We start from the raw sequence: 25,814 nt of genomic DNA, 5'->3' as shown, positions 1-25,814 counted from the left end.
GATCTTCCCGCCACTCGGCAGGTGAAGCCGTACATACGCACGTACCGTCGAATGCATGACGCACATCGACGCGGGAGCGGAACTGGACCCTGTGCACCCGGTACCGGCCCCGTCGGCGCCTGAGTCGAGGGGGCTGACGTCCGCCGAGGTCGCGGAGCGGGTCGCCCGCGGTCAGGTGAACGACGTCCCGGTCCGCAGCAGCCGCACTCTCTCCGAGATCGTCCGCGCGAACGTCTTCACCCGCTTCAACGCGATCATCGGCGTCCTCTGGCTGATCATGCTGTTCGTCGCCCCGATCCAGGACAGCCTCTTCGGCTTCGTGATCCTCGCCAACACCGGCATCGGCATCGTTCAGGAGTGGCGGGCCAAGCAGACCCTCGACTCGCTGGCCGTGATCGGGGAGGCCCGGCCCACCGTCCGCCGTGACGGCGTCGCGACCGAGGTCAGCACCTCGGAACTCGTCCTCGACGACGTCATCGAGATAGGCCCCGGCGACAAGATCGTCGTCGACGGCGTGTGCGCCGAGGCCGACGGGCTGGAGATCGACGAGTCCCTCCTCACCGGCGAGGCCGACCCCGTCGTCAAACACCCCGGCGCCGAGGTCAGGTCCGGCAGCTTCGTCGTCGCCGGGGGCGGCGCCTTCAAGGCCACCAGGGTCGGCCGCGAGGCGTATGCCGCCCAGCTCGCCGAGGAGGCCTCCCGCTTCACGCTCGTCCACTCCGAGCTCCGCAGCGGCATCTCGACGATCCTGAAGTACGTCACCTGGATGATGATCCCGGCCGCCATCGGCCTGGTCGTCACCCAGCTCTTCGTCAAGAACAACGAGCTCAAGGACGCCATCGCCCGCACCGTCGGCGGCATCGTCCCGATGGTCCCGGAGGGGCTGGTCCTGCTCACCTCCGTCGCCTTCGCGATCGGCGTCATCCGCCTGGGCCGACAGCAGTGCCTGGTCCAGGAGCTCCCCGCCATCGAGGGCCTCGCCCGCGTCGACACCGTCTGCCTGGACAAGACGGGCACGCTGACCGAGGGCGGGATGGACGTCACCGAGCTGCGCATGCTGGGCGACAGTGACGAGACGTATGTGCACAAGGTCCTCGGGGCGCTCGGCGAGTCGGACCCCCGGCCCAACGCCTCCCTCCAGGCCGTCATCGACGCCTACCAGGACAGCGACGAATGGCGCTGCGTCGAGTCGCTGCCCTTCTCCTCCGCCCGCAAGTACAGCGGCGCCACCTTCAGCGAGGGCGACGGCGAGACCAGCACCTGGCTCCTGGGCGCCCCCGACGTGCTCCTCGCCGACGGCGCCCCGGCCCTGGCCGAAACCGAACGGCTCAACCAGGAGGGGCTGCGCATCCTGCTGCTCGCCCGCGCCACCCGCGACCTCGACGACACCGACGTCGCCAAGGGCGCCAGGCCCACCGCCCTCGTCGTACTGGAGCAGCGGCTGCGCCCCGACGCCGCCGGCACCCTGCGCTACTTCGCCGACCAGCACGTCCGCGCCAAGGTCATCTCCGGCGACAACGCGGTGTCCGTCGGCGCGGTCGCGGCCAAGCTCGGACTCAGCGGTACGGCGGTGGACGCGCGTCGGCTGCCCGAGGAGCGGGCGGCGATGGCGGCCGCCCTCGACGAGGGCACCGTGTTCGGCCGGGTCACCCCGCAGCAGAAGCGGGACATGGTCGGTGCGCTCCAGTCGCGCGGGCACACGGTCGCGATGACCGGCGACGGCGTGAACGACGTGCTGGCCCTGAAGGACGCCGACATCGGCGTGTCCATGGGGTCGGGTTCCGAGGCCACCCGCGCGGTCGCCCAGATCGTGCTGCTCAACAACAGCTTCGCCACCCTGCCGTCGGTGGTCGCCGAGGGCCGGCGGGTCATCGGCAACATCACCCGGGTGGCCACGCTGTTCCTGGTGAAGACGGTCTACTCGGTGCTGCTGGCCCTGCTGGTGGTGTGCTGGCAGGTGGAGTACCCCTTCCTGCCGCGGCATCTGACCCTGCTGTCCACCCTCACCATCGGCGTCCCCGCCTTCTTCCTCGCCCTCGCGCCGAACAGGGAACGCGCACGGCCCCACTTCGTACGGCGGGTGATGCGGTACTCGATCCCGGGCGGTGTGGTGGCCGGGGTGGCGACCTTCGTGACGTATCTGATCGCCCGGCACTACTACACGGGCGAGGGCTCGCTGGACGCCGAGACCAGCGCGGCCACGCTCACGCTCTTCCTGATCTCGATGTGGATCCTGGCGATCATCGCCCGCCCCTACACCTGGTGGCGGGTGCTCCTGGTGGCCTCGATGGGCGTGGCGTTCCTGTTCGTGCTCGTGGTGCCCTCGCTGCAGAGCTTCTTCGCGCTGAAGCTGGTCGGGGTGACGATGCCGTGGACGGCGGTGGCCATCGCCGTGGTCGCGGCGGTCGCCCTGGAGTTCCTTTGGAAGTGGGTCGACCGCCGCTTTCCCGCTTAGTGCGGCTTACGAGTGGTCCTACTGCACGTCGACGTAGTCACCCGTGGCGTTGACCGCCGGGGTGGTCGCCGTGCCCGCGAAGGAGTAGCGGTAGTAACCGTCAGCCGATGCGGTGGTGGTGGTCTTCAGGTTGCCGTACGAGTCCGTCTTGACGGTCTTGAGCGTGGTGTAGGTGCTGGCGCCTGCCTTGCGGAACTGAAGCGCGACCGGCTGGCTCACGTAGCCCGAGTACTTGCCGGTGTCCCAGTTGGCGCGGGTCAGCCTGCCGGTGACAGTGATGGTCTTGCCCTGCTTCACCGGCTCCGGCGAGGCATCGACCGTCAGCTTGGACAGGCGCTTGACCGACACGCTGCCCAGACCGCCCTGGGTCTTGGAGTCGCCGTTCTTGGTGACGGCGAGGCCACCCGCCGTCCAGGCACCGGCGTCGACGTTCGACAGGTCGCCGTCGGCCGGGCGGATGTAGATGGTGGCCGTGCAGTTCAGGGCTGTCGTCGAGGCGGCGGTGCAGGTGCCCGGGTCGTCGCTGATGATCTCGTTGCTCGGGCTCGTCACGGAGGTGCCCTTGTAGATGAGCGGCCCGCTGGCGAAGTTGTCCGAGCTGGTGTCGAGGCCGGCGTCGTGCGTCAGGGTGTAGCTGACCGGGACCGCGACGGCGGCCGTCGTGCCGACGACGATCGCCTTGCCCTTGTTGACCTTCATGTTGGAGAAGGTGACGTTGAGCGTGGCGGCCGCGGTTGCCGGGGCGTCCGCGGAGGCGGAGCCGAACGCGGACTTGGCGGAGGGGGCGTCGGCGGCCTGAGCGGCCGGCACGGCGAAGGCGGAGAGGGCCAGGGCGCCGGAGACGGCGGCCACGGTGGCACGTATGCGCATTGCGTTCCCCTGGAGGGAGAAGTGATCGTGGAGTCGGTTGACTCACGCGAGCAGATCCGTGAGGGGTGTGCCGGGTTGTACGGCAAGAGCGCTTCCCGGCCAGATTTTGGCCGCGTATTGCCAGCTCATGGCGCAACTGAGAGAAAACGTTCCGGCCCCGGAAACGGCAGGTGTCCGGGGCCGGAACTCAGTTCTTACTGCACGGCTTACTGCACGTCGACGAAGTCACCCGTGGCGTTGACCGCCGGGGTGGTCGAGGTGCCCGCGAAGGAGTAGCGGTAGTAGCCGTCGACCGACGCGGTGGTCGTGGTCTTCAAGTAGCCGGTCGAGTCCGACTTGATGGTCTTCAGCGTGGTGTAGGTGCTGGAGCCGTTCTTGCGGAACTGGAGCTTCACGGACTGGTTGGTGTAGCCGTGGTACAGGTGGTCCTCCCAGTTGGCACGGGACAGCTTGCCCGTGACCGTGATGGTCTTGCCCTTCTTCACCGGTTCCGGCGAAGCGTTGACCGTCAGCTTGGAGTAACGCTGGACCTTGGTGGTGCCCAGGCCGCTCTGCACGGTGCTGTCGCTGGTGCTGTACTGGAGGGCCAGTGCGCCGGCCGACCAGGTGCCCGCATCGGAGTTGATCAGCTCGTTGTCACCGGGGTAGATGTCGATGAGGCCCTTGCAGGTGGCGGTCGTCGACGAGGTGGCGGTGCAGTCGGCCGGGGCGTCGCCGAACAGGACCTTGTCCGCCGTTTCGGGCGAGGAGCCCTTGTAGATGAAGGGGCCGTTGGCGAAGTCGTCCGAACTGATGTCGTAGTTGGCCCCGTGGGTCAGCGTGTAGGTAACCGTGGTGGAGACGTGGTTGGTCGTACCCACCTTGATCGCGCCGGTGATTTTGAAGTTCGAGAAGCTGACGCCCAGGTCGGCCGCCGTGGAGGCGGTGAACGCGGACTTGCCGGAGGCGGAGAGCGCCTTCACGGCCTCCGTCCTGTAGGACGGGGCATCGGCGGCGTGCGCGGCCGGCACGACGAAGGCGGAGAGAGCCAGGGCGCCGGAAGCGGCGACCACGGTGGCACGAATGCGCATGCGTTCCCCTGCAGGGAGAGGGGCCCCGGCGGCGGTCGTTCCTCACGGCTCGTCGCCGCCAGGCCCAAGTGATCATGGAGTCTGTTGACTCATGTGATCAGATCCACGGCCGGTGGGGATGGTTGTACGGAAGTTGAATCTTTCGTAGATGATTTTCGAACGACTCTCGTCGCACCGGCGCACGGCCCTCAGTCGAACCAGCGGTCCCGCGCCAGCTCCTCCGTGCGGGACGTGTCCTCCAGCAGGGCCGCGACCTCGAAGCGCCGCGGCCACTGCCCGGCCGCCCAGGCCAGACCGGCTGCCACGCCCTCCAGGGTGGCCGCGTGCAGGACGCCGTCGCCGGTCAGCCGCCAGTCGATCTCCACACCGTCCACGACCAGTTCCTCGTGCTCGACGTAGGTGTCCGGGGTGCGCGGGCCGAGCAGCACCCGTACCGACTCCGGTACGTCGTGCTCGGTGCCCTCGGAGTCCACGGACCCGGTGACGGACTCGCTCAGCCGCCGTACCTGGAACAGCTCGGCCAGCTCGGCGGCCCGGGACGGGCGGACCGGCAGCAGCGGGACACCGGAGGTGAAGGGCAGCAGGTCGGGCGAGTCGACGACCACCGCGTCGGCCGCGTCCACGACCTCCACCCGTCCGTCGACGACGGCCCGCAGCTCGTCCGGCAGGGTCACCTGCTCGGGGTCCAGATCGGCCAACGCGCTGTACAGCCCGTGCAGTTGGGCTGGTGTGACCGGGCGCTCCGGGTCGGCGAGCCGGTCCAGCAGCTCGGCGGCACCGCCGGGCTCGTCGAGCAGCGCGGCGACGGAGGTGCGCACGCCGAGGGCCCGCAGCACCTGCTCGTCCTCGAACCCGGTGGCGTCGGCCTCGTCGTACAGCCCGCGCAGCAGCGGGTCGCCGCCGGCCGCGAGCAGGCCGGCGGGCCGGCGCCCGTCCAGGACCGGGTGCCCGCGCAGCCACCATGCGGTGTACGGGCGTACGACCTCGTGCGTGCCGTCCGCCAGCAGGATCCGCACCGGCTGGGTGAGCGCGTCGCGCAGCGGCGGGCGGGCGAGCAGGGCGAGGGCCTGCGGCCAGTGCTCGTCGTCGACGAGGTCGAGGTCGCGCACGGCGACGAGTTCCGTGGCCACGGGTGGCACCGGGCTGTCCGGGAAGCGGTCCAGGATGTCCTCGCACCACACGTCGACGGCGTCGAGCAGACCGGCGTCGTCGGGCTCGGCGAAGTCCCCTTCCCTGGGTTCGAGTTCGTCCGGGTCGAGGACCACGTCCGTGGCGCGCACCAGGGCGAAGTCGGCGAGCACACCACAGGCGGCCAGCGGGCTCTCGCCCCACTTCTCGGCCAAGTCGGCGTCCACGGCAGCCAGTTCGCCTTCGCGGATGACGCGCGCGAAGGAGCTGCCGGGGAAGACCAGCTCACCGGCGGGGGCGAGTTCGCCGTCCTCGTCGGGGAGGGCGAGGGCGCCCAGCCAGGGCTCGTCACCCGGCTCCAGGCCCGCGTCGCGGACGAGGGCGAGGACGATGTCGGCCAGCTCCTCGGCGTCCGGGGCGTCCTCCTCCCAGCTCGCCCCGCCCTCGTCGTCCAGGGAGGCGGCGACGGCGGCACGCACCTGGGGCGTGGTGAGGACGGCCCGGGGGGTCGCGGGCAGGGCGCCGAGCTTCTCCAGGAGCGGATGGGCGGCGTCCGGGTGGGCGACCTTCAGCCCCAGCCGGGCGAGGACCTCGGGGTCGATCCGGGTGGCGTCCGGAGCGGGCAGCAGGACCTGCCGGGGGCCGATCGTGGTCCGCCCGTCGGCGAGCGGCACGGGCAGGCCGGAGAGCCGGTCCGGGTCGACCCCGGCGAGGCTGTCGTAGAGCCGGTGCCACCAGTCCGGGTCCTTCTCCAGCCCGGCCAGCCGGTCTACCGCGTCGGCCAGCGGGAGGCGGGCGACGCCCAGCGTGCGCAGTTCGACGCGGCGTTCCAGGCCGGCCGGCAGCAGGGTGGGCAGGACCTCGGCCAGGACACGGACGGTGTCGCCGCCCGCGCCCTCGACGACCTCGGCGTCCCGGGGGCGCAGGGCCTCGGGGAGGTCCTCGGCGTGCGGCTCGGGCTCGACGGCGGGCGGGAGGAAGGCGGTGCGCGGGAGGCGGTCGAGGATCGCCTGGCGCAGCGCGCCGTCGAGCTCGCCCTTGCCGAGGGGGCCGGGCACGAGGCCGATGATGCTCTCGGCCACCGGGCGCCATTCGGCGAGGAGTTCGGTGTACGCGTCCGCCGCGCGCTGCACCAGGAAGTCGGTCAGCGGGCCGGGGGCGGCGTGCCGGCGGGTGGTGTCCAGCGGGAAGGAGGCGATGAGCAGGGCGGGCACGCCGAGGGGCTCGTCGCTGGGGGTGGGGGCGTGGACGACGGGGGTGGTGCGGGGGTGGACGGGGCTGCCGTAGGCGTCGACGGGTACGGCCCAGGTGACGGACCAGTGGGGGCGCAGGCGCTCCTCCACCGGGCGGTCGGCGAGCAGGGCCGGGGTGAGCGGGCCGTACGTGGCGGAGGTGCGCCAGTGGGTGACGCCGTCGCGTGAGTCCTCGACGATCGTGAAGGGGCCGTCGGTGCGGCGGGTGAGCGTACGGGGGGCCTCGCCATTGATCTCGACGACCACTTCCGCCAGGCCGGGGAGGGCCAGGAGGAGGGCGTCGTCGACCGCTTGCAGGAGCCGTTCGGCCAGATCGGTGGCGGCCGCGTCGCGCAGCGGGAGGATGACGACCGTGTCGTACGGGTCGGGGGCGGTGCCCTCGGCGGCGAACGGGAGGCGCAGCAGGGGGACGTGTCCGTCGCGCCGGCGGATCTCGTCTCCCAGCCCGGGGCTGTGGCGGGCGGCTTCGGCGGCGTGTTCCCGGGCCTCGGCGAGGGACCAGCGGACTCCGCCGTGGCGTCCGACGACCGCGGGCTCGTCGGTGACGGCGAGTACGGCGGCGAAGCCGACGCCGAAGCGGCCGACGGCACCCTGGCCTTCGTGGGCCTCGCGCTTGGCGGAGGCGCGCAGGGTGGCGAGCGACTCGACACCGGCCGCGTCCAGGGGGGCGCCGGTGTTGGCGGCGAACAGGACGCCGTCGCGGAGGGTGAGCCGGAGGCGGCCGGGTGCCTTCGCCCGGGCGGCGGCGTCGGCGGCGTTCTGGGCGAGCTCGACGACGAGCCGGTCCCGGTAGCCGCCGAGGACCAGGTCCTCCTCGGCGTTGGCGTCCTCGCGGAAGCGGGCGGGGCTGGTGGTCCAGGCGTCGAGAACACCGCGGCGCAGACGGGCGGTGCCGAAGGGGTCGGCACCCTCGGCAGCGGGCCGCACGAACTTGCTCACGTTCACTCTCCTCATCGGCGTGACGATGCAAGGTACCGCGCCACTGCCCATGCCTTCCGCGCCCGGCCCACCGCCCTGCTCGCCCGTCCCGGTGGGCTGTCGTCCTGGAGAAGGACCACGCACCGCTGCCACCAGGGTCCAGCCCCAAGACCTCGCCCGCCGCCCTGCTCACTCGTCCCAGTGGACATCGTCCCCGAGAGGGACCACATGCCGCAGCCACCAGGTCCAACGCCTGCGCCCCACCCGACGACCGACAGGGCCGAGACTCGTCCCCGAGCCGGACCACGCACCGCTGCCACCAGGGTCCAGCCCCTGGACCCGGTCCGACGACCGACTCACCCGCCCCGCCGAGCGAAACACGTCCCCGACAGGGACCACGCACCGCAGCCACCAGGGTCCAGCGCCTGCGCCCCGCCCGACGCGCAGTCACCCGCCCTGCCGGTCCGGGGCACGTCCCCGACAGGGACCACGCACGGCTTCCACCGGGTCCAGCCCCTGGACCCCGCCCGACGCCCACTCACACGCCCCGACAGGCGAAACACGCCCCCACAGGGACCACGCACGGCTGCCGCCGAGGGCCCAGCCCCTGGACCCCGTCCGACGGACCCACTCACCCGCCTCCGTGGGCCGTAACTCCCCCGAGAGGGGCGCGCATCGCCCTCCTACGAGTGGCCGAGTTCTGCCGTTTCCTCGTCGCCCAGTGCCGGGACCGAGCCCGAGTCCGGGGCCGGGCGCAGGGGGAAGGGGTCCACCTTCGTCTCGTCGATGACCGGTGCCGCCGGCTGGGGCGGCTTGGGCATGACCGCGGCTTCCGAGTGGCCGCCGCAGCCGTACGTGAGCGAGACGACCCGCCCGTCGGCCGGGGAGAACTCGTTCGCGCAGAGGCCGAAGGCCTGGCCGAGGGAGCCGCCGAGGGGGACCAGGAAGCCACAGGTGACGCAGGAGGCGGGGGCCGCCTGGGCCATCGGGGTCTTGGCGCCGAACGCCTCGTCCCAGCGGTCGGCGGCGATGTGCAGGCCGTAGCGGGACAGGACCCGGGCCCGGCGCATGCCGAGTTCCTCCGCCACCGACGCGATCGACCCCCGGGAGGGGATCGTGGGCAGTGTGGCGGGCGCGCCGGGGGTGACCTCCGCGTCCTCCGCCTCCGCCAGTTCCGCCATCTCGTGCGACACGGGGGAACTCGGAGGGGGCTGGTCCTCGCCGGAGTAGCCCGGCTCCAGCCGGAGGTCCTCGGCGTCCGTGGGAAGGAGGTCGCCGGGGCCCATGTCGCCGGGCCGCAGCCGCTCGCTCCAGGGCACCCATTCCGGGGCCAGGAGCGCGTCGGGACCGGGCAACAGGACGACCTCGTCCAGCGTCACCACCTTCGCGCGGGACGCCCGGGTCACGGTCGCCGCCCAGCGCCAGCCCCGGTACCCGAGCTCCTTGCACTCGAAGAAGTGCGTGACAACGCGGTCGCCCTCGGACACCAGGCCGACGTGCTCGCCGACCACACCCGGGGCGGCGGCCTCCTCGGCTGCGGCGCGGGCGAGGTCGACGGCCTCGGCGCACAGGCGGTCGGGGGTGCGGCTTCGCGTGCTCGCTGCGCTCACAGGTATCGCTTCTCTCCTACGCCGTCTCACGGGTGCGCCTGCCTTTGGCGGTGGGGCGGACGGAGCGGACCTGTGGGCCGCATCGACGTCCGCGTCCGATCGCTCTCGGGCGCACCTCTGCCATCCATTCTGCGGGATGGCTGAGATACGCACGCTACCTGTTCGTAGGCGCTGGGCCTACACCGACGGGACAGTACGCCGTTTCAAGCCGGTGTTTGACCCGCCGGACGCGCCGTAACCGCACTACGGACCATCATCTCAGGGCACTATGAACGTCGTGGCAGCCGCGAAGTCGTCCCAAGGCGCCACCGGGGTCGGTGGGGTCAAGGGGAGCAGTCGAAGTGGCGGTGCGGGCCGGATGCGCGGTGCCGTCCGCTCCGTCGGCCGTGCCCTGCACTTCCCCGTGACCGGAACCGCCCGAGGCATCCGGAAGGCGACGCATGCGCACGGCGCGGGCGAGTCGGGGCTCGGGAAGCTGATCGAGCTGCACGCGGTGAACGGCGCCGGCGACGTCATGATCACCGTCGCCCTCGCCACCACCGTCTTCTTCTCGGTGCCGACCGACGAGGCCCGCGGCCGCGTCGCCCTCTATCTCGCCATCACCATGGCCCCCTTCACGGTCCTCGCGCCCGTGATCGGCCCCCTGCTCGACCGTCTGCCGCACGGCCGGCGCGCCGCGATGGCCGGCGCGATGTTCGCCCGTGCCCTGCTCGCGCTGATCATCTCGGGAGCGGTGGCCGGCGGCAGTCTGCAGCTGTATCCGGCCGCGCTGGGCGTCCTCGTCGCCTCGAAGGCGTACGGGGTGGTGCGCAGCGCCGTCGTGCCCCGGCTCCTCCCGCCCCACTTCTCCCTGGTGAAGGCGAACTCCCGGGTCACCCTCGGCGGGCTCCTCGCCACCGGCGTCGCCGCGCCCGTCGGGGCGGGACTGCAGGCCCTCGGCTCCCGCTGGCCGCTCTACGGCGCCTTCGTGATCTTCGTCGCGGGCACGTTCCTGTCCTTCTCCCTGCCGCCGAAGGTCGACTCGGCCAAGGGCGAGGACATCGCGCTGCTCGCGGCCGACGAGGAGCATCTGCACGGGCCGCACCTCAAGCCGGTGAAGCGTCCGGGGCTGCGCACGGTCGGCCCGGCCGTCACCCACGCCCTCGGCGCCAACGCCGCCCTGCGCTGTCTGTCCGGCTTCCTGATCTTCTTCCTCGCGTTCCTGCTGCGCGAGCACCCGCTGACCGGGGAGAGCGCGGCGGTGTCCATGGGGATAGTGGCCGTCTCGGCGGGCGTGGGCAACGCGCTCGGTACGGCGGTCGGGGCCTGGCTGCGGTCGCGGGCGCCGGAGATCATCATCGTGACCGTGGTCGCGGTGGTGCTGGGTACGGCGATCGTCGCGGCGGTGTTCTTCGGCGCGTTCCTGGTGGCCTGTCTGGCCGCGGTCGCCGGGTTCGCCCAGGCCCTCGCCAAGCTGTCCCTGGACGCGCTGATCCAGCGGGACGTGCCGGAACTGGTCCGTACGTCGGCGTTCGCGCGCTCCGAGACGCTGCTGCAGATGGCGTGGGTGTTCGGTGGCGCGGTCGGCATCGTGATGCCGCTCAACGGCACGCTGGGCCTGACGGTGGCCGCCGTGATCGTGGCCGCCGGCTGGCTGACCACCCTGCGCGGTCTGCTCAGCTCGGCGCGCCAAGGGGGCCGGACACGGCCGCGAGTGGCGTAACGAACCGGGCACGCCGCACCCCACATGGGGCGACGGCCCGAGTGCCCGATAGCCTTCGGCCATGACCACGCTGCAATCCGCCTCGCGACGCCGCCGCGCCGTCGCCGCCGCCGGCGCCGTTTCCGCCGGACTGCTCGTTCTGTCGGCCTGCGAGAAGCCGACGCCCATCGCGACGATCACCGTCGGCACGAGCTCGGTCAACTCACAGGCCACCTGCTACAACGACGGCAAGGCCCTGAGCACGGCCATCCTGGCCAATTGCCTCAAGGACACCGGCATCAAGTCGATCAAGGTGGACCCGGACGAGACCGTGCGCTTCGGCGTCGACCCGGCGGTCGCGGACAGCGGGTGGACGATCCTGATGAACGGTCAGCCGCTCACCGACTCCAGCAACAAGACCTACCGCACCATCCCGGGCAGCGTGTTCTTCAACGCGCAGTACGGCGCCCAGGGCAACTCGACCCTGGTCTCCATCAAGGAGGGCGAGAAGGACGTCAAGGGGCTGTGGTCCTTCAAGCTCAAGAAGGACTCCTGACCACGTCTTCCGCACGTGTTCTCGTAGCCACCGCGGTACCCGCCGAACGGGACGCGGTGGCACGGGCGTTCACGGGGCCGGAGCGTGAGGTGCGGCTTCCGGGGGTGACCCTGCGCCGGCTGCCTCAGCTCGATGTGGCCGCCGCCGGGGTCGGCCCGGCCCGCGCCGCCGCCTCCACCGCCGCCGCCCTCACCGCGGCCGCCCTCGAAGGCGCCCCCTACGCCCTGGTCGTCTCCGCCGGGATCGCCGGCGGTTTCCAGCCCGGGGCCCCGGTCGGTTCGCTGGTCGTGGCCGACGAGATCACCGCCGCCGATCTGGGCGCCGACACGCCCGACGGCTTCCTTCCGGTCACCGAGCTGGGTTTCGGGACCGTCAGCCACCGTCCGCCAAAAGCACTCGTACGAGACATCGCCGCCGCGACCGGAGCTCGCCCGGGATCCGTACTCACCGTCTCGACGGTGACCGGCACGGCCGCCCGCGCCGCGGAACTACGCACCCGTCACCCGCGTGCCCTCGCCGAGGCCATGGAGGGCTTCGGGGTGGCCGAGGCGGCCGCCGCGCACGGCGTACCCGTCCTGGAGTTGCGCGCGGTCTCCAACCCCGTCGGCCCGCGCGACCGCGCGGCCTGGCGCATCGGCGACGCCCTGGCGGCCCTCACCGAGGGCTTCGGGAAGCTCGCGCCCGTACTGGAGAGTTGGAACCCCCATGAGCCCTGAGAGCCGACCCCTGCAGATCGCCTACTCCCCCTGCCCCAACGACACCTTCGTCTTCGACGCCCTCGCCCACGGCCGCGTGCCCGGCGCGCCCGCGCTCGACGTGACCTTCGCGGACATCGACATCACGAACGGCATGGCCGAGCGCGGCGAGTTCGACGTGCTGAAGGTGTCGTACGCGGTGCTGCCGTACGTCCTCGACGAGTACGCGCTGCTGCCCTGCGGGGGCGCGCTGGGCCGGGGCTGCGGGCCGCTGGTGCTCACTCGGAAGGCCGGGGCCGACCTGACGGGTCGTACGGTCGCCGTGCCGAGCGAGAAGTCGACGGCCTATCTGCTCTTCCGGCTGTGGGCGGCGGACACGCTGCCCGGCGGGATCGGTGAGATCGTCGTCATGCCGTTCCACGAGATCATGCCCGCCGTGCGGGACGGGAAGGTCGACGCCGGGCTGGTCATCCACGAGGCGCGCTTCACGTACCAGAACTACGGGCTGCACAAGCTCGCGGACATGGGCGAGCACTGGGAGAACACGACCGGGCTGCCGATTCCGCTGGGCGCGATCATCGCCAAGCGGTCGCTGGGCGCGGACACGCTGCGGCAGCTCGCGGCGTCCATCCACACGTCCGTGCACGCGGCCTGGGACGACCCCGAGGCCTCCCGGCCGTACGTCATGGAGCACGCTCAGGAGATGGACCCGGCCGTCGCCGACCAGCACATCGGGCTGTACGTCAACGAATTCACGTCGGATCTCGGCGAGGACGGCTACGCGGCGGTCAGGGGTCTGCTGACGCGCGCCGCGGCCGAGGGACTCGTCCCGCCCCTCGGCCCCCGGGCACTCGACTTCCCCTGACCGGACAGGTCCTACACGTCCAGCTGGTCCGCGACCGCCCGCAGCAGGCCGGCGATCTTCTTGCCGGAGGCCTTGTCGGGGTAACGGCCCTTTTCGAGCATCGGAGTGATGTTCTCCAGGAGGGTCGTCAGGTCCTGCACGATCGAGGCCAGTTCGTCCGGCTTCTTGCGCTGGGCGGCCGCGACCGAGGGCGCCGGGTCGAGGACGGTGACGGAGAGCGCCTGGTCGCCGCGCTGGCCGGCGACCACGCCGAACTCCACGCGCTGTCCCGGCTTGAGTGAATCGACTCCGGCGGGAAGAACCGAGGAATGGACGAAGACGTCACCGCCGTCGTCGCGGGAGAGAAAGCCGAAGCCCTTCTCGCTGTTGAACCACTTGACCTTGCCGGTAGGCACGTCTGTCCTCGTCCTCGTTCTCGTCGGAAAACTGCTTCTGAAAACGGCTCTTGATAGCACTGGGGCGGGTCGTCCATGACCCGCCGGTACCAAGGCTAATGGTCTTCGGGCGGGTGACAAGACGTCGCCCGGTTGTTCCTTCGCGCTGGGAACTACCCTGGTCCGGTGCGTGACAAAACCCAAACGAATTCCGCCGGGCCCGGTGACGGACTGATCCGTACCGGTGCCGTCGTCTTCTTCATCGGTGCCGTGGCCACTCTCGTCACCGTGGCACCACTGTTCCTCGGTGCGAAGCCTTTTCCGACGTACATGTTCGGCCTGAGCATGCTGATGGCCGTCGGCTTCCTCGTCGCGGGCGCCGGAGTACTCCGATCGATCGCGGCAGGCCGCCGCCAGGCACGCAGCGCCTCGCGGTAGCCGACCGGCCGGCACGGGAACGCGACCAGGCCATCGAGCACGACGTCCACCCCCGCCGTGCGCAGCTCGGCCGCGTCGCAGGGGCCGGGCCCACGACGACGCAACAGGACGACGTCAGACGCCCGGCGCCACGCGACAGCCGGCCAGCCGGCACGGGAACGCGGCCAGATCGCCTAACACGACGTCCACCCCTGACCTGCGCAGCCCGCAGGAACCGGTGGCCAGGGCGACACGGCAGGACAGCATCAGACGCCCGGCGCCTCGCGGTAGCCCGTCAGCCAGCGTGGGAACGCGGCCAGGTCGTCGAGTACGACGTCCACCCCAGCCGTGCGCAGCCCGCCCGCGTCGCACGGACCAGTGCCCACGACGACGCGACAGGACAGCATCAGACGCCCGGCGCCACGCGACAGCCGGCCAGCCAGCGTGGGAACGCGGCCAGGTCGTCGAGTACGACGTCCGCCCCAGCCGTGCGCAGCTCGTCCGCGTCGCAGGGGCCGGTGGCCACCGCGACGGACAGTGCTCCGGCCGTGCGGGCGCCGCGCACGTCCCCGACATGGTCACCTACGTACACGGCGGCTCCGTGCTCGCGCAGGGCCTCCGCCTTCTGTTCCGCCCACAGGTCGCCCACGACCACGTCCGGCTCCAGGCCGAGGTGGCTCAGGTGCAGCTTGGCGTTCGGCTCGTACTTCGCGGTGACCACGATCGCCCGCCCGCCGGCCGCCTGCACCGCCGTGATCGCCTCCCGAGCACCGGGCATCGCGGGCGTGGCGGCCACGGCTATGTCGGGGTACATCTCCCGGTACAGATCGCTCATCGGCCCGACCTGCTCGGCCGGGAACCAGTTGATCAGCTCCTCCGCGAGCGGCGGCCCGAGCCGGGTGATCGCCAGGTCGGCGTCGATGAAGGTCCCGGTCCGCTCGGCCAGCGCCAGGTAGCAGGCATGGATGCCCGGCCGGGAGTCGATCAGGGTCATGTCGAGGTCGAAGCCGACGGTCGGCGCGGGAGCAGTCATATGGGCCATTGTGCCCAGAGGGCATGCCTGCCAGGCCGCCCGGGAATGTGAGGTGGGCGACGCCACACGGCGCGAAACAGTACGGGGCTCGAGACCCCTAGTTCCGGCGCTGGGAGCGCCAGACCAGGTAGAGGGCCGAGGCCACGGCCGCGCCGCGCACCACCCATGGCCAGGTCTCGGCGACGGCGGTGTTCATATGGCCCTGGGCGATGGGGGCGCCCCAGCGGCCTTCGTTCCTGCCCCACAGCCAGACCAGTCCCGCCGCCAGCGCCAGTCCGGGCATGCCCATGACCGCCCACTTGGTCTCCGCCGGGGTCAGCCGGCGTGAGCCGTACGCGATGAGCCAGCCCAGGATGAGCCCGAACCAGTTGCCGAGGACGGCACCCGCGACGAGCAGCCCGGCGGCGAGCAGGAGGAGCGGGTTGGTCCAGCCGGCGGCCGGCCGGGGCAGCGCGAGCCGACGGCGCCGGGCCGACGCGGGGGCGGCGGCCGCGGCGTCGGCGTCCTGCTCGACCGGCGCGGTCTCCTCTTTGGTGTCCTTGGTCTCCTTGGTCTCCTTGGTGTCCCGCTCCGGCGGCTTCTCCTTCAGCGGCGGCTTGAGCAGCTCGGGGATCTCCACACCGCCGACGAACCCCGGCACGCTGACGCCCTCCCCGAACGGGCTGCTGTCCACCCGCCACCAGTCCGGCTGCAACGCGCTGTCGCCGAGCTCGTGCTCCCCGGCCAGATGCGGCGGGGACGGCGCGTCCGGGCGGGCGGGCGGCTCCGGTTCGGCGGGGCGCGGCCGCGGTACGACCCGGCGCAGCCGCTTCGGCTCGGGCTCCGGGCGCGCCGGCTGTACGGGCACGGAGGCGGGCGGCGCCGACGGCGCACCGGAGGTGTCCCGGGCGGCCGCGACGACCTCGTCCGGGGTGCCCAGGCGAGCGATGATGCGGCGCACGGCGGCGGGGCTGTCGACGGTGGCCTTGGCGCGGCGCCGGTCGATCTCGTTCCGCAGCTCCGAGACCAGACGCATCCGGACGGCCGACGACAGCTGCCGCTGCTGCGCCACATCGCCGACGCGGCTCAGATACTCGTAGACGACCTGGTCGCTTTCGATACCCACGAAGTCCCCTCCGGGGCTGACATGTTGGTAACCGGCGGGACGAAGGTAGCGCAGGTCGGGATCGACCGGTCCATCCGGCATTCGGGGACAAGGCGCCCCCACCGGCCCGCACCTCATCGGCGAAACCGCAGGGGGCGACCCGCTACCGTGGGTCAGATGAGCACCGAGGACCGCACGGCGCCCCGCTCTCTCGCGGAGGCGCTCCGCGCCAGGGACGACGTCTCGCTGGCCGCGCTCCTGCGCAGCCGCCCCGACCTCATCACCCCCGTCCCCACCGATCTCACCCAGCTCGCCACCCGCGCGGGCACCCGTGCCTCCGTGCTGCGCGCCCTGGAACGGCTGGACCGCTTCGCGCTGCAGACCGCGGAGGCGCTGGCGGTGGCGGCGGACCCGGCGACGTACGGCGAACTGCTCGGCCTGATGGCCGGGGACGCCGGTGAGAAGGGTGATCCGGCCGTGGCCGCCGCCCTTCCCCGCGCCCTGGCCACCCTCCGCGAGCAGGCCCTGGTGTGGGGCGGCGACGACCGGCTGCGCCTGGTGCGCACGGCCCGTGAGGTGCTGGCCCCGTCGCCGCAGCACCCGTCGCCGACGGGCCTGGGCCCGACCGTGCAGGAGGCGACCGCGGGAATGTCCCCGGGCCGCATCCAGGAGATCGTCGCCGCCCTCGGTCTGCCCTCGACCCATGACGCGGTCTCCGCCGCGGCCTCGCTGAGCGGCCTGTTCACGCACCGCAAGAAGATGGCCGCACTGCTCCGCGAGGCACCCGAGGAGTCCCTCGAAGTCCTCACCCGGCTGGTCTGGGGCCCGCCGTACGGCCAGGTCACCCCCGACCCGGCGCCCCGGCTGCGCTGGCTGCTCGACCGCGGTCTGCTGCTGCCGACGGCGCCCGGCACGGTCGTACTCCCCCGTGAGGTCGCCCTGCACCTGCGCGAGGGCCGCGCCCACCGCGCGCCCGAGGCCGTAGCGCCCGCCGTCGAACCGGCCGCGACGCACGCTCCGCAGATGGTGGACGCGACGGCCGCCGGCCAGGCGTACGGCGCCCTCGCGACCGTCGAGGAACTGTTGAAGGACTGGGACGAGGGCGGCCCGGCGGTGCTGCGCGCGGGCGGGCTGAGCGTCCGGGACCTGAAGCGGACCGCCGTCGCACTCGACGTGCCCGAGCCCGTCGCCGCCTTCTGGGTCGAACTCGCCTACGCGGCGGGCCTGCTGGCGTCGGACGGCGAGGCCGACGAGCGGTACGCAGCCACCCCGGCCTACGACGAGTGGCTGGAGCAGCCCCCGGCCGAACGCTGGGCGCGGCTCGCCGAGGCGTGGCTGACCGCGACCCGGACGCCGGGTGTGGTCGGTGGGCGGGACGCGAAGGACCGTGCGCTGTCGGCCCTGGGGCCGGGGCTCGACCGCTCCGCCGCGCCCGAGGTACGCCATCGCGTCCTGTCCCTGCTGGCCGCCCTGCCGGAGGGTGCGGCCCCCGCCCCCGACTCCGTGCTGGCCCGGCTGCGCTGGGAGCGCCCGCTGCGCGGTCCGCAGAGGGACGACAACCTGCGTTCCCGCCTCGCCGAATGGACCCTGTCGGAGGCGGAGCTGCTGGGCGTCACCGGACGCGGGGCGCTGTCCGCCCAGGGCAGGGCGTTGCTGGGCACACCGGCGCCCGGACGCCCCGCGCACGGCCCGGCGGCCGCCGAGCCGTCCGGACCCGGCGACAAGCTCCCCGTCCACCACCACCATCACGCGCCCGCGCCCCGCGAACCCCTCTCCGCGCCGGAGCAGGCGGTGGCGTCCGCCGCGGCCGCCCGGCTCCTCGCCCCGCTGCTGCCCGAGCCGCTGGACCATGTGCTGCTCCAGGCGGACCTGACGGCGGTGGCCCCCGGCCCGCTGGAGCGTCCGCTCGCCGACATGCTGGGAGTGCTCGCGGACGTGGAGTCGAAGGGCGGCGCGACGGTCTACCGCTTCACCCCCGCCTCCGTACGCCGTGCCCTGGACGCCGGCCGGGCCGCCTCCGACCTGCACGCCTTCCTGGCCGCGCACTCCCGCACGCCGGTCCCGCAGCCGCTGGCGTACCTGATCGACGACGTGGCCCGCAAGCACGGCCATCTGCGCGTCGGCGCGGCCTCCGCCTATGTCCGCTGCGACGACGACGCCGTCCTGAACGAGATCCTCGCCGACAAGCGGGCGTCCGCTCTGCGTCTGCGCCGGCTGGCCCCGACGGTGCTGGCGGCCCAGACCGACCCGGCGACGCTCCTCGACGGCCTGCGCTCGATGGGCTACGCCCCCGCCGCCGAGTCCGCGGAGGGCGACGTCCTGATCACCCGCGCCCACGCCCACCGCACCCCGCCCTGCACGGCCCCCGAGCCGGTCCCGGACGGCCCGCCCACGCCCGACGCCACGCTGCTGTCGGCCGCGATCCGCGCCATCCGGGCGGGCGACCTCGCCGCCACGACCCCGCGCAAGCCGGCCGGTGCCACGGCCGCGAGCGGCGACCTGCCCCGTACCGGTTCCGCCGAGACCCTCGCCACCATGCAGGCCGCCGTGCTCACCGGCGAGGCCCTGTGGATCGGCTATGTCAACGCCGAGGGCGCCGCGAGCCAGCACGTGATCTCCCCCATCCGGGTCGAGGGCGGCTTCGTCACGGCGTACGACCACACGGCGGACGAGGTACGGACGTATCCGCTGCACCGGGTGACGGGGGTGGCGGAGCTCGCCGAGGACTGATCCGGCCGACGGTTGCGATGATCCGACCGGTCCTTCCGCGGCCGGCCGTGATCGTCGGCCGGTAGGGCACACTGGACGTTTGGGCCATGACGATGGCCGTACGGAAAGGGTGCCCGCGTGAACGGTCCGCTGATCGTCCAGTCCGACAAGACCCTGCTCCTCGAGGTCGACCACGAGCGAGCCGATGACTGCCGTCGGGCCATCGCGCCGTTCGCCGAGCTGGAGCGGGCGCCGGAGCACATCCACACCTACCGCGTGACGCCGCTGGGACTGTGGAACGCGCGGGCCGCCGGGCACGACGCCGAGCAGGTCGTCGACGCGCTCGTGCAGTACAGCCGCTACCCCGTGCCGCATGCCCTGCTCGTCGACATCGCCGACACCATGGACCGGTACGGGCGGCTGACCCTCAGCAAGGACCCGGCCCACGGTCTGGTCCTGACGACCACCGACCGTCCGGTCCTCGAAGAGATCCTCCGCTCCAAGCGGATCGTTCCTCTCGTCGGGGCCAGGATCGATCCCGACTCCGTCGTGGTGCATCCCTCCGAGCGCGGGCAGATCAAGCAGGTGCTGCTCAAGCTGGGCTGGCCGGCCGAGGACCTCGCCGGGTACGTGGACGGCGAGGCGCACCCGATCGAGCTGCGCGAGGACGGATGGGCGCTGCGGGCCTACCAGAAGCAGGCCGTGGAGAACTTCTGGCACGGCGGCAGCGGTGTGGTCGTACTGCCCTGCGGCGCCGGCAAGACGCTGGTCGGCGCCGGGTCCATGGCCCAGGCCAAGTCCACCACGCTCATCCTCGTCACCAACACCGTCTCCGCCCGGCAGTGGAAGCACGAACTGGTGAAACGGACCTCGCTGACCGAGGACGAGATCGGCGAGTACAGCGGTACGCGCAAGGAGATCCGGCCGGTCACCATCGCGACCTACCAGGTGCTCACGACGAAGCGGAAGGGGATCTATCCCCACCTGGAGCTCTTCGACTCCCGTGACTGGGGGCTCATCGTCTACGACGAGGTGCATCTGCTGCCCGCTCCCGTCTTCAAGTTCACCGCCGACCTCCAGGCGCGCCGGCGTCTCGGCCTGACCGCGACCCTGGTGCGTGAGGACGGGCGCGAGTCGGACGTGTTCTCCCTCATCGGGCCCAAGCGGTTCGACGCGCCCTGGAAGGAGATCGAGGCGCAGGGGTACATCGCGCCCGCCGACTGCGTCGAGGTACGGGTCAATCTCACCGACTCCGAGCGGCTCGCCTACGCCACCGCCGAGACGGAGGAGAAGTACCGCTTCTGCGCCACCACGGAGACGAAGCGCAAGGTGACGGAGGCGATCGTCCGGCGCTTCGCGGGACAGCAGATCCTCGTCATCGGCCAGTACATCGACCAGCTCGACGAACTGGGCGAGCATCTGAACGCCCCCGTCATCAAGGGCGAGACGTCCAACACCCAGCGCGAGAAGCTCTTCGACGCCTTCCGCGAGGGCGAGATCAGCGTCCTCGTCGTCTCCAAGGTCGCCAACTTCTCCGTCGACCTGCCGGAGGCGACGGTCGCCGTCCAGGTGTCGGGCACCTTCGGCTCCCGCCAGGAGGAGGCCCAGCGCCTCGGCCGGGTGCTCCGCCCCAAGGCCGACGGCCACCAGGCCCACTTCTACTCCGTGGTCGCCCGCGACACCATCGACCAGGACTTCGCCGCCCACCGCCAGCGCTTCCTGGCGGAACAGGGCTACGCCTACCGGATCGTCGACGCGGACGAGATCCTGGCCGAGAGCTGAGAGCCGAGGCAGGCCCGGCTGCTCTGCCGACGCTGCCCCAGGACGGCCGATCCCAAGAGCAGCGCCAGCGCCAGCAGCGGATACGGCGCCGCCAGCGGCTCCTGCCACCAGGGCAGTCGCAGGTCCAGGTCGCCCTGGTGCGGCAGCAGCCACATCGTGCGGGCGGTGAAGACCGTCAGGGTCAGCGCCGCCAGGCGGACGCGGCCCTCCGCGAGGAGTACGGCGGTCAGCGGGACGCACCACACCCAGTGGTGGGACCAGCTGATCGGCGAGACGAGCAGCGCGGTGAACGCCGTCAGCAGGATCCCGTGCCGTTCCTCCGCGGCCCGCGCCGCCAGCCACAGGCCCAGCACCCCGACCACGGCCGCCGGGAGCAGCCAGGCGAGCCCCGGCGCCGGGTCGCCCGACACCCGGGCGACGAGCCCCTGCAGGGACTGGTTGTCGACGATCCAGCCCTTGCCCACCCGGCCGGTCTCATAGAGGCGCCTGGTCCAGAAGTCCACGCCGGCGGCGGGGAGCATCAGCGCGCCCAGCAGTGCCGTGCCGCCGAACGCCGCGGTGGCCGTGGCCGCCTCCCGGCGGCGCCCGGTCAGGAAGAGGTAGGCGATGAAGACGGCCGGGGTGAGCTTGATCCCGGCCGCCAGGCCCAGGGCGACGCCCTTGCCCCGGGAGCCCGGGGCACGTGTGAGGTCCCACAGGACCAGGCAGGCGATCAGCAGGTTGATCTGGCCGAACAGGAGCGTCTGGAAGACCGGTTCCAGCCACAGGGACAGGGCGGTGGCGGTGCAGAGGAGAGGTGCCGGGGCAGTTCTTCCCGCGAGGCGGGCGGAGAGGTGGACGAGACCGGCGAGCAGGAGCGCGTTGCCCGCGAGGAACGCCACTTTCAGGGCCGGGACGGGGATCCACGTCGTCGGGACGAAGAGGACCGCCGCGAAGGGCGGATACGTCGCCGGCAGCCGCCACTCGGTGACCGTGAAGCCGTAGAGGTCGCCGCCGTGGGCGACGGCCTCGCCCTCGGCCCGGTAGACCAGCACGTCGGCCATCGGGATGCGCTGCAGGACGCAGAGGGCGGCGAAGGAGCAGAGGGAGAGCGTGAGGAGAAGGGGCGGAAGGAAGGGCGGAAGGGCAGGCTTCACCGTCCGAGGCGTCACGGAGGTGAACCTATGCCATTACTTACGGCGTATGCCCGCTTCCTCGCCGTACTCCCCGAGGACGACCACGCTGAACGCCGCCTCCGCGAACACCTTGATGGCGCGGAGGGCGTTGCCCAGGCGGTGATGGTGGATGCCCGCGACGGAAGTGGCACCGGACGGTCGGGCTGGGACTGAGTGGACGGTTGCTGCGCTCATGACTCCATGGTCGCTCCGCCGGCCTGGGAACGGCATCGGTCTCCAGAGCCAACCCGCGCGGCCTCCCCGTCCACCCACAGGCGGACCCCTCCCCCTACGCCGGGTGGCCCCGTCCCCTAGGGGACGGAAGTCCGGGCGGCGGAAGTCCGGGAGGGCGGAAGTCCGGGAGGGCGGAAGTCCGGAGGGGCGGAAATCCATTGGCCCCCACCCGGCCCGGCTCACTAGAATCTCCGCTCTTGCCCGCCTCCCCATCGGAGTGCCGCCGCCCGGCCGGAAACCGGACGGCACCCCCCTCAGCACACACCAGCAGCCGCAGCAGGCCCACCGGAGGCACCCCCTTGTCCACGTCCGCCGACGACCCCCTCGCGCGTGAGCGCTCCCACCTCGCCGAGTCCCGCTCCGCCCTGCGCGCCATGCGCCAGGACGTGGAGTCGCTCGACATCAGCGACGTCACCGCGAACTGGGTGAACGCCGAGGTCCTCGCCCGTCAGATCGACGAGCGCATCAAGGCGCTGGCCGACCTCAGCGACACCCCGCTGTTCTTCGGCCGCCTCGACTATCTGCACGCTCCGGGCGCCGACCAGGCCGAGGGCGCGGAGGGCGAGCGCTTCTACATCGGGCGCAGGCATGTGCACGACGGCGGCGGCGACCCGATGGTCATCGACTGGCGCGCGCCGGTCTCGCAGCCGTTCTACCGGGCGTCCAAGAAGGACCCGATGGACGTCGGGCTGCGCCGCCGCTTCGGCTACACCGGCGGCGACCTCACCGCGTACGAGGACGAGCACCTCTCCGACCCCGCCGATCCATCGGGGGCCGCCGCCACCAGCAAGCTGCTCCAGCAGGAGATCGAGCGCCCCCGCGTCGGCCCGATGCGCGACATCGTGGCCACCATCCAGCCCGAGCAGGACGAGATCGTACGGTCCGGTCTGTCCGGCACCGTGTGTGTGCAGGGCGGCCCCGGCACCGGGAAGACCGCGGTCGGCCTGCACCGGGTCGCGTATCTGCTGTACGCGCACCGGGAGCGGCTCGCCCGCACCGGCACCCTCGTCATCGGCCCGAACAAGTCCTTCCTGCACTACATCGAGCAGGTACTGCCCGCGCTCGGCGAGTTGACGGTGCGCCAGGCCACCGTCGACGACCTGGTCGCCCATGTGGAGGTGCGCGGCACGGACGACGCGGCCGCCGCGATCGTGAAGGGCGACGCGCGCATGGCGGACGTCCTGCGCAAGGCCGTGTACACGCACGTGACCATGCCCACCGAGCCGGTCGTGGTGGTGCGCGGCTCGCGGCGGTGGCGTGTGCCCGCGTACGAGCTGGAGGAGATCGTGCGGGAGCTGCTGGCCCGGGACATCCGCTACGGCGCCGCCCGCGAGGCCCTGCCGCAGCGCATCGCGCACGCCGTGCTGGTGCAGATGGAGCGGTCGGGAGAGGCCCCGGACGACCGGGTGCAGGACGCCGTCGCCCGCAACAGCGCGGTGAAGGCCGCGGTCAAGGAGATCTGGCCGCCCGTCGACCCGGCGAAGCTGGTGCTGCGGCTGCTGACCGAGGCGGACTTCCTCGCCGAGCACGCCGAGGGGATCCTCGACGAGGACGAGCAGAAGACGATCCTGTGGGCGAAGCCGGTGCGCGGCGTCAGGTCCGCCAAGTGGTCGCCCGCGGACACGGTGCTGATCGACGAGGCCGCCGACCTCGTGCAGCGCACACATTCGCTCGGGCATGTGGTGCTCGACGAGGCGCAGGACCTCTCACCCATGCAGTACCGGGCCGTCGGCCGCCGCTGCACCACCGGCAGCGCGACCGTCCTCGGCGACCTGGCGCAGGGCACCACGCCGTGGGCGACCCGGAGTTGGGACGAGGCGCTGACCCACCTGGGGAAGGCGGACGGGGTCGTCGAGGAGCTGACCGCCGGTTTCCGCGTGCCGACGGACGTCATCGCGTACGCCTCCGCGCTGCTGCCGCACATCGCGCCCGGCCTCACCCCGGTCGCGTCGGTCCGTGAGAACCCGGGCTTCTTCGAGGTCCGTACGATCGCCGGCACCGCCGAAGTGGTCGCGTCCTGCGCGGAGTTGCTGGGCAACGAGGGCTCGATCGGCCTCATCGCCGCCGACGCCCGCGTCCCGGCCCTCGCGGAGGCGCTCACCGCCGCGGGCATCGGCCATCTGAACCCCGGTGAGGAGACGACCCTGGACACCCGGCTGACCCTGGTCCCGGCCTCGCTCGCCAAGGGTCTGGAGTACGACTACGTCGTCCTGGACGAGCCCCGGGCCGTGGTCGACGGCGAACCGGACGAACGCACCGGCCTGCGCCGCCTGTACGTGGCCCTGACCCGAGCGGTGTCCGGCCTGATCGTGACCCACACGGCTCCGCTGCCGGAGCAGCTGGGCTAGGACGGGGCGGTTCGGGGGATCTCCGCAGGGGCGAGATCCAGCGCCTGCCGCCACTCCGCCACCGCCGCCGACGACACCGGTCCCGTCCAGCCCTCCGGCCGGGCCGCCCCGCCGATGTGGAAGGCGTCGATGCCGGCGTCGAGGAGTGCCGGCACGTGGTCGAGGCGGAGGCCGCCGCCGACGAGGAGCGTCTGCTCGTACCCGGGTTCCCCGCGCCGCGACGCCTCGGCGCACAGCATGGGGAGTCCGTCGTCCACACCGGACGCGGAGCCGGCGGTGAGGTAGGTGTCGAGGCCGGGCAGGTCCGCGAGCTGCTTGCGCAGCGCGTCCCGGTCCGCCGCCCGGTCGATCGCCCGGTGGAAGGTCCACCGGCAGCCCTCCAGCTCGGCGACGACCCGCTCCACCGCGGCCAGGTCCACTTCGCCGTCCGCGCCGAGGAAGCCGAGCACGAACTGGTCGGCTCCGGCGCTGCGCAGTTCCCCGGCGGTCCGCACCAGGCCCTCGACGTCCCCGGCGGCGAAGCCGTCCGCCAGCCGCAGCATCACGCGCAGGTCGATGTCGACGGCGGCCCGGATGCCGGCGAAGGTCCGGGGTGGCGGGGTCAGCCCGTCCGCCGCCATGTCGGTGACCAGTTCGAGGCGGTCCGCGCCTCCGGCCTGGGCGGCGACCGCGTCCTCGGGGCCGAGGGCGATCACCTCCAGGACTGCACGCGTGCTCATAGGACCCCTTCCGTCGGTGTTCCCTGGAGCGGCTACAGGTCTAGTCCAATCTCAGGGTACGTGGGACGACACCGGCCCGCGAGAAGGCCCCCCTGTCGGCCGAAGATGTTCATCTCCGCGATCCCCGCCCCCACCAGCTCGTAAGACGCCCCCGCGACCGTCCGCCCCGAGTACAACCGCACGAGCGTGGCGGCGTACCCGATGAACCGCGCCGAGGTCCGCACACCGCTCGTAGCCCCCAGCCGCACCGGCTCGTCCACGTCGTCGAGGTCGGCATGCACCGGCAGATGCCCCTCCTCCCGGGTCACCCGGGCCGGCCAGGGTGAGCGCGTACGGCACCCCGGCCCCGGAGTAGGCACCCGGCTCGGCGAGCGTGTCACGCACGTCACCGGCGTGCGCCCTCCCCCAAGCTCTCGACTTCGCTCGAGCAGGGGGACCCCCATCCCGGCGCAATCATGTCCAGCACCCCGCCCTGGCGATCAAGGCCCCCGCCTCGGTCATCCCGCGCTCCAGCTCGTCGACGACCCGAGCGTTCGTCCTCCCCCACTGCCCTAAAGGCGTGGGAGGTGCCCCCACGGCCCGCTCGGCGATGTCCCGGTCGTTCGACGCGGGTGAGAACACGCCCTCCGCGGAACGGCTCTCCACCACCCGGATCAGCGCGGCGGAACAGTGCGCGAGCACATCCCGCACCGTCCACCCCGGACACGCGGCGGTGGGCAGGGCGAAGTCCGCGTCGGACCGGGCCCGCAGCAGGGGTATCAGGGCATCGCGCTCGACGGTCACAGCAATCCGGGCAGTTCGGGGTCGCGTACATCCTGAACGTCAGTCATGACGACCAAGCCAGGGTGCCACCCACGAC

General features: G+C 72.4%; 19 protein-coding genes and 1 pseudogene. 9 read left to right on the top strand and 11 right to left on the bottom strand.

Features of this window, described 5'->3' with window-relative positions; translation table 11 throughout:
- Window positions 1-55 precede the first annotated feature (55 nt).
- On the top strand, window positions 56-2,455 hold the full coding sequence (locus tag ACZ4EG_RS34165; protein WP_467793370.1) for an HAD-IC family P-type ATPase: 2,400 nt from the start codon (window positions 56-58) through the stop codon (window positions 2,453-2,455).
- Window positions 2,456-2,473: 18 nt separating this feature from the next.
- Here the strand turns inward: ACZ4EG_RS34165 and ACZ4EG_RS34160 are convergent, their stop codons facing one another.
- The 4 genes from ACZ4EG_RS34160 to ACZ4EG_RS34145 all read right to left on the bottom strand — a co-directional run bounded on the left by ACZ4EG_RS34160 (window position 2,474) and on the right by ACZ4EG_RS34145 (window position 9,304).
- Complete coding sequence (locus tag ACZ4EG_RS34160) at window positions 2,474-3,325, bottom strand: hypothetical protein (protein WP_467793369.1); 852 nt, start codon at window positions 3,323-3,325, stop codon at window positions 2,474-2,476.
- A 206-nt stretch (window positions 3,326-3,531) separates the two neighbouring features.
- Window positions 3,532-4,395 carry a hypothetical protein gene (locus ACZ4EG_RS34155; RefSeq protein WP_467793368.1) on the bottom strand — a complete coding sequence of 288 codons (864 nt, stop codon included), beginning with the start codon at window positions 4,393-4,395 and terminating at the stop codon, window positions 3,532-3,534.
- A 188-nt stretch (window positions 4,396-4,583) separates the two neighbouring features.
- Window positions 4,584-7,715, bottom strand: a complete 3,132-nt coding sequence (locus ACZ4EG_RS34150; RefSeq protein WP_467793367.1) for a sacsin N-terminal ATP-binding-like domain-containing protein — start codon at window positions 7,713-7,715, stop codon at window positions 4,584-4,586.
- A gap of 662 nt (window positions 7,716-8,377) precedes the next feature.
- On the bottom strand, window positions 8,378-9,304 hold the full coding sequence (locus ACZ4EG_RS34145; protein WP_453554785.1) for a DUF3027 domain-containing protein: 927 nt from the start codon (window positions 9,302-9,304) through the stop codon (window positions 8,378-8,380).
- Between the two features lie 358 nt (window positions 9,305-9,662).
- Here ACZ4EG_RS34145 and ACZ4EG_RS34140 point away from each other — a divergent pair, with 358 nt between their 5' ends.
- The 4 genes from ACZ4EG_RS34140 to ACZ4EG_RS34125 all read left to right on the top strand — a co-directional run bounded on the left by ACZ4EG_RS34140 (window position 9,663) and on the right by ACZ4EG_RS34125 (window position 13,101).
- Window positions 9,663-11,006: an MFS transporter gene (locus ACZ4EG_RS34140; RefSeq protein ID WP_467793423.1), complete on the top strand. Its 1,344-nt coding sequence runs from the start codon at window positions 9,663-9,665 to the stop codon at window positions 11,004-11,006.
- A 61-nt stretch (window positions 11,007-11,067) separates the two neighbouring features.
- Window positions 11,068-11,541 (top strand): DUF2771 domain-containing protein, encoded by a 474-nt coding sequence (locus ACZ4EG_RS34135; RefSeq protein WP_453554783.1) that lies wholly within the window; start codon window positions 11,068-11,070, stop codon window positions 11,539-11,541.
- Window positions 11,511-12,257: a futalosine hydrolase gene (locus ACZ4EG_RS34130; protein ID WP_453554781.1), complete on the top strand. Its 747-nt coding sequence runs from the start codon at window positions 11,511-11,513 to the stop codon at window positions 12,255-12,257. Before ACZ4EG_RS34135 ends, ACZ4EG_RS34130 begins: the two co-directional genes overlap by 31 nt.
- Window positions 12,247-13,101 carry a 1,4-dihydroxy-6-naphthoate synthase gene (locus ACZ4EG_RS34125; protein ID WP_467793366.1) on the top strand — a complete coding sequence of 285 codons (855 nt, stop codon included), beginning with the start codon at window positions 12,247-12,249 and terminating at the stop codon, window positions 13,099-13,101. Before ACZ4EG_RS34130 ends, ACZ4EG_RS34125 begins: the two co-directional genes overlap by 11 nt.
- A gap of 11 nt (window positions 13,102-13,112) precedes the next feature.
- Here the strand turns inward: ACZ4EG_RS34125 and ACZ4EG_RS34120 are convergent, their stop codons facing one another.
- Complete coding sequence (locus ACZ4EG_RS34120; protein ID WP_390712808.1) at window positions 13,113-13,496, bottom strand: cold-shock protein; 384 nt, start codon at window positions 13,494-13,496, stop codon at window positions 13,113-13,115.
- Window positions 13,497-13,661: 165 nt separating this feature from the next.
- Here ACZ4EG_RS34120 and ACZ4EG_RS34115 point away from each other — a divergent pair, with 165 nt between their 5' ends.
- Window positions 13,662-13,913 (top strand): hypothetical protein, encoded by a 252-nt coding sequence (locus ACZ4EG_RS34115; protein WP_453554777.1) that lies wholly within the window; start codon window positions 13,662-13,664, stop codon window positions 13,911-13,913.
- A 385-nt stretch (window positions 13,914-14,298) separates the two neighbouring features.
- Here the strand turns inward: ACZ4EG_RS34115 and ACZ4EG_RS34110 are convergent, their stop codons facing one another.
- Both ACZ4EG_RS34110 and ACZ4EG_RS34105 read right to left on the bottom strand, forming a co-directional pair.
- A complete protein-coding gene (locus ACZ4EG_RS34110) occupies window positions 14,299-14,934 on the bottom strand; it encodes an HAD family hydrolase (protein WP_467793365.1) in 636 nt (211 codons plus the stop codon).
- Between the two features lie 88 nt (window positions 14,935-15,022).
- On the bottom strand, window positions 15,023-16,030 hold the full coding sequence (locus ACZ4EG_RS34105) for a hypothetical protein (RefSeq protein WP_467793364.1): 1,008 nt from the start codon (window positions 16,028-16,030) through the stop codon (window positions 15,023-15,025).
- 156 nt (window positions 16,031-16,186) lie between these two features.
- On the opposite strand from ACZ4EG_RS34105, the gene ACZ4EG_RS34100 reads away from it, so the two are divergent.
- Together ACZ4EG_RS34100 and ACZ4EG_RS34095 are read left to right on the top strand one after the other, a co-directional pair.
- Complete coding sequence (locus tag ACZ4EG_RS34100) at window positions 16,187-18,739, top strand: helicase-associated domain-containing protein (protein ID WP_467793363.1); 2,553 nt, start codon at window positions 16,187-16,189, stop codon at window positions 18,737-18,739.
- Window positions 18,740-18,856: 117 nt separating this feature from the next.
- A complete protein-coding gene (locus ACZ4EG_RS34095; protein WP_467793362.1) occupies window positions 18,857-20,500 on the top strand; it encodes a DNA repair helicase XPB in 1,644 nt (547 codons plus the stop codon).
- On the opposite strand, the gene ACZ4EG_RS34090 is transcribed toward ACZ4EG_RS34095, so the two are convergent.
- Both ACZ4EG_RS34090 and ACZ4EG_RS34085 read right to left on the bottom strand, forming a co-directional pair.
- Window positions 20,458-21,543, bottom strand: a complete 1,086-nt coding sequence (locus ACZ4EG_RS34090) for a glycosyltransferase 87 family protein (RefSeq protein WP_467793422.1) — start codon at window positions 21,541-21,543, stop codon at window positions 20,458-20,460. The two genes, ACZ4EG_RS34095 and ACZ4EG_RS34090, sit on opposite strands and share 43 nt — an antisense overlap.
- 126 nt (window positions 21,544-21,669) lie before the next feature.
- Window positions 21,670-21,849 carry a hypothetical protein gene (locus tag ACZ4EG_RS34085; RefSeq protein WP_363298371.1) on the bottom strand — a complete coding sequence of 60 codons (180 nt, stop codon included), beginning with the start codon at window positions 21,847-21,849 and terminating at the stop codon, window positions 21,670-21,672.
- Window positions 21,850-22,187: 338 nt separating this feature from the next.
- On the opposite strand from ACZ4EG_RS34085, the gene ACZ4EG_RS34080 reads away from it, so the two are divergent.
- Complete coding sequence (locus tag ACZ4EG_RS34080; RefSeq protein WP_453554767.1) at window positions 22,188-24,236, top strand: HelD family protein; 2,049 nt, start codon at window positions 22,188-22,190, stop codon at window positions 24,234-24,236.
- Here the strand turns inward: ACZ4EG_RS34080 and ACZ4EG_RS34075 are convergent.
- Both ACZ4EG_RS34075 and ACZ4EG_RS34070 read right to left on the bottom strand, forming a co-directional pair.
- Window positions 24,233-24,955 carry a copper homeostasis protein CutC gene (locus tag ACZ4EG_RS34075; RefSeq protein ID WP_467793361.1) on the bottom strand — a complete coding sequence of 241 codons (723 nt, stop codon included), beginning with the start codon at window positions 24,953-24,955 and terminating at the stop codon, window positions 24,233-24,235. The two genes, ACZ4EG_RS34080 and ACZ4EG_RS34075, sit on opposite strands and share 4 nt — an antisense overlap.
- 98 nt (window positions 24,956-25,053) lie before the next feature.
- Window positions 25,054-25,785, bottom strand: a pseudogene (locus tag ACZ4EG_RS34070) (maleylpyruvate isomerase family mycothiol-dependent enzyme); the annotation flags it as partial.
- Between the last annotated feature and the right edge of the window lie 29 nt (window positions 25,786-25,814).

Source organism: Streptomyces sp. NPDC025638 (genome assembly GCF_055558775.1).
This window is presented reverse-complemented; position numbering and strand designations above follow the sequence as displayed.

Bases quoted from the DNA above. Each gene is read 5' to 3' on its own strand.
- ACZ4EG_RS34165 (WP_467793370.1), top strand. From the start codon at position 56: ATGACGCACATCGACGCGGGAGCGGAACTGGACCCTGTGCACCCGGTA.
- ACZ4EG_RS34160 (WP_467793369.1), bottom strand. From the start codon at position 3,325: ATGCGCATACGTGCCACCGTGGCCGCCGTCTCCGGCGCCCTGGCCCTC.
- ACZ4EG_RS34155 (WP_467793368.1), bottom strand. From the start codon at position 4,395: ATGCGCATTCGTGCCACCGTGGTCGCCGCTTCCGGCGCCCTGGCTCTC.
- ACZ4EG_RS34140 (WP_467793423.1), top strand. From the start codon at position 9,663: ATGCGCGGTGCCGTCCGCTCCGTCGGCCGTGCCCTGCACTTCCCCGTG.
- ACZ4EG_RS34135 (WP_453554783.1), top strand. From the start codon at position 11,068: ATGACCACGCTGCAATCCGCCTCGCGACGCCGCCGCGCCGTCGCCGCC.
- ACZ4EG_RS34125 (WP_467793366.1), top strand. From the start codon at position 12,247: ATGAGCCCTGAGAGCCGACCCCTGCAGATCGCCTACTCCCCCTGCCCC.
- ACZ4EG_RS34110 (WP_467793365.1), bottom strand. From the start codon at position 14,934: ATGGCCCATATGACTGCTCCCGCGCCGACCGTCGGCTTCGACCTCGAC.
- ACZ4EG_RS34100 (WP_467793363.1), top strand. From the start codon at position 16,187: ATGAGCACCGAGGACCGCACGGCGCCCCGCTCTCTCGCGGAGGCGCTC.
- ACZ4EG_RS34090 (WP_467793422.1), bottom strand. From the start codon at position 21,543: ATGGCCGACGTGCTGGTCTACCGGGCCGAGGGCGAGGCCGTCGCCCAC.
- ACZ4EG_RS34085 (WP_363298371.1), bottom strand. From the start codon at position 21,849: ATGAGCGCAGCAACCGTCCACTCAGTCCCAGCCCGACCGTCCGGTGCC.
- ACZ4EG_RS34075 (WP_467793361.1), bottom strand. From the start codon at position 24,955: ATGAGCACGCGTGCAGTCCTGGAGGTGATCGCCCTCGGCCCCGAGGAC.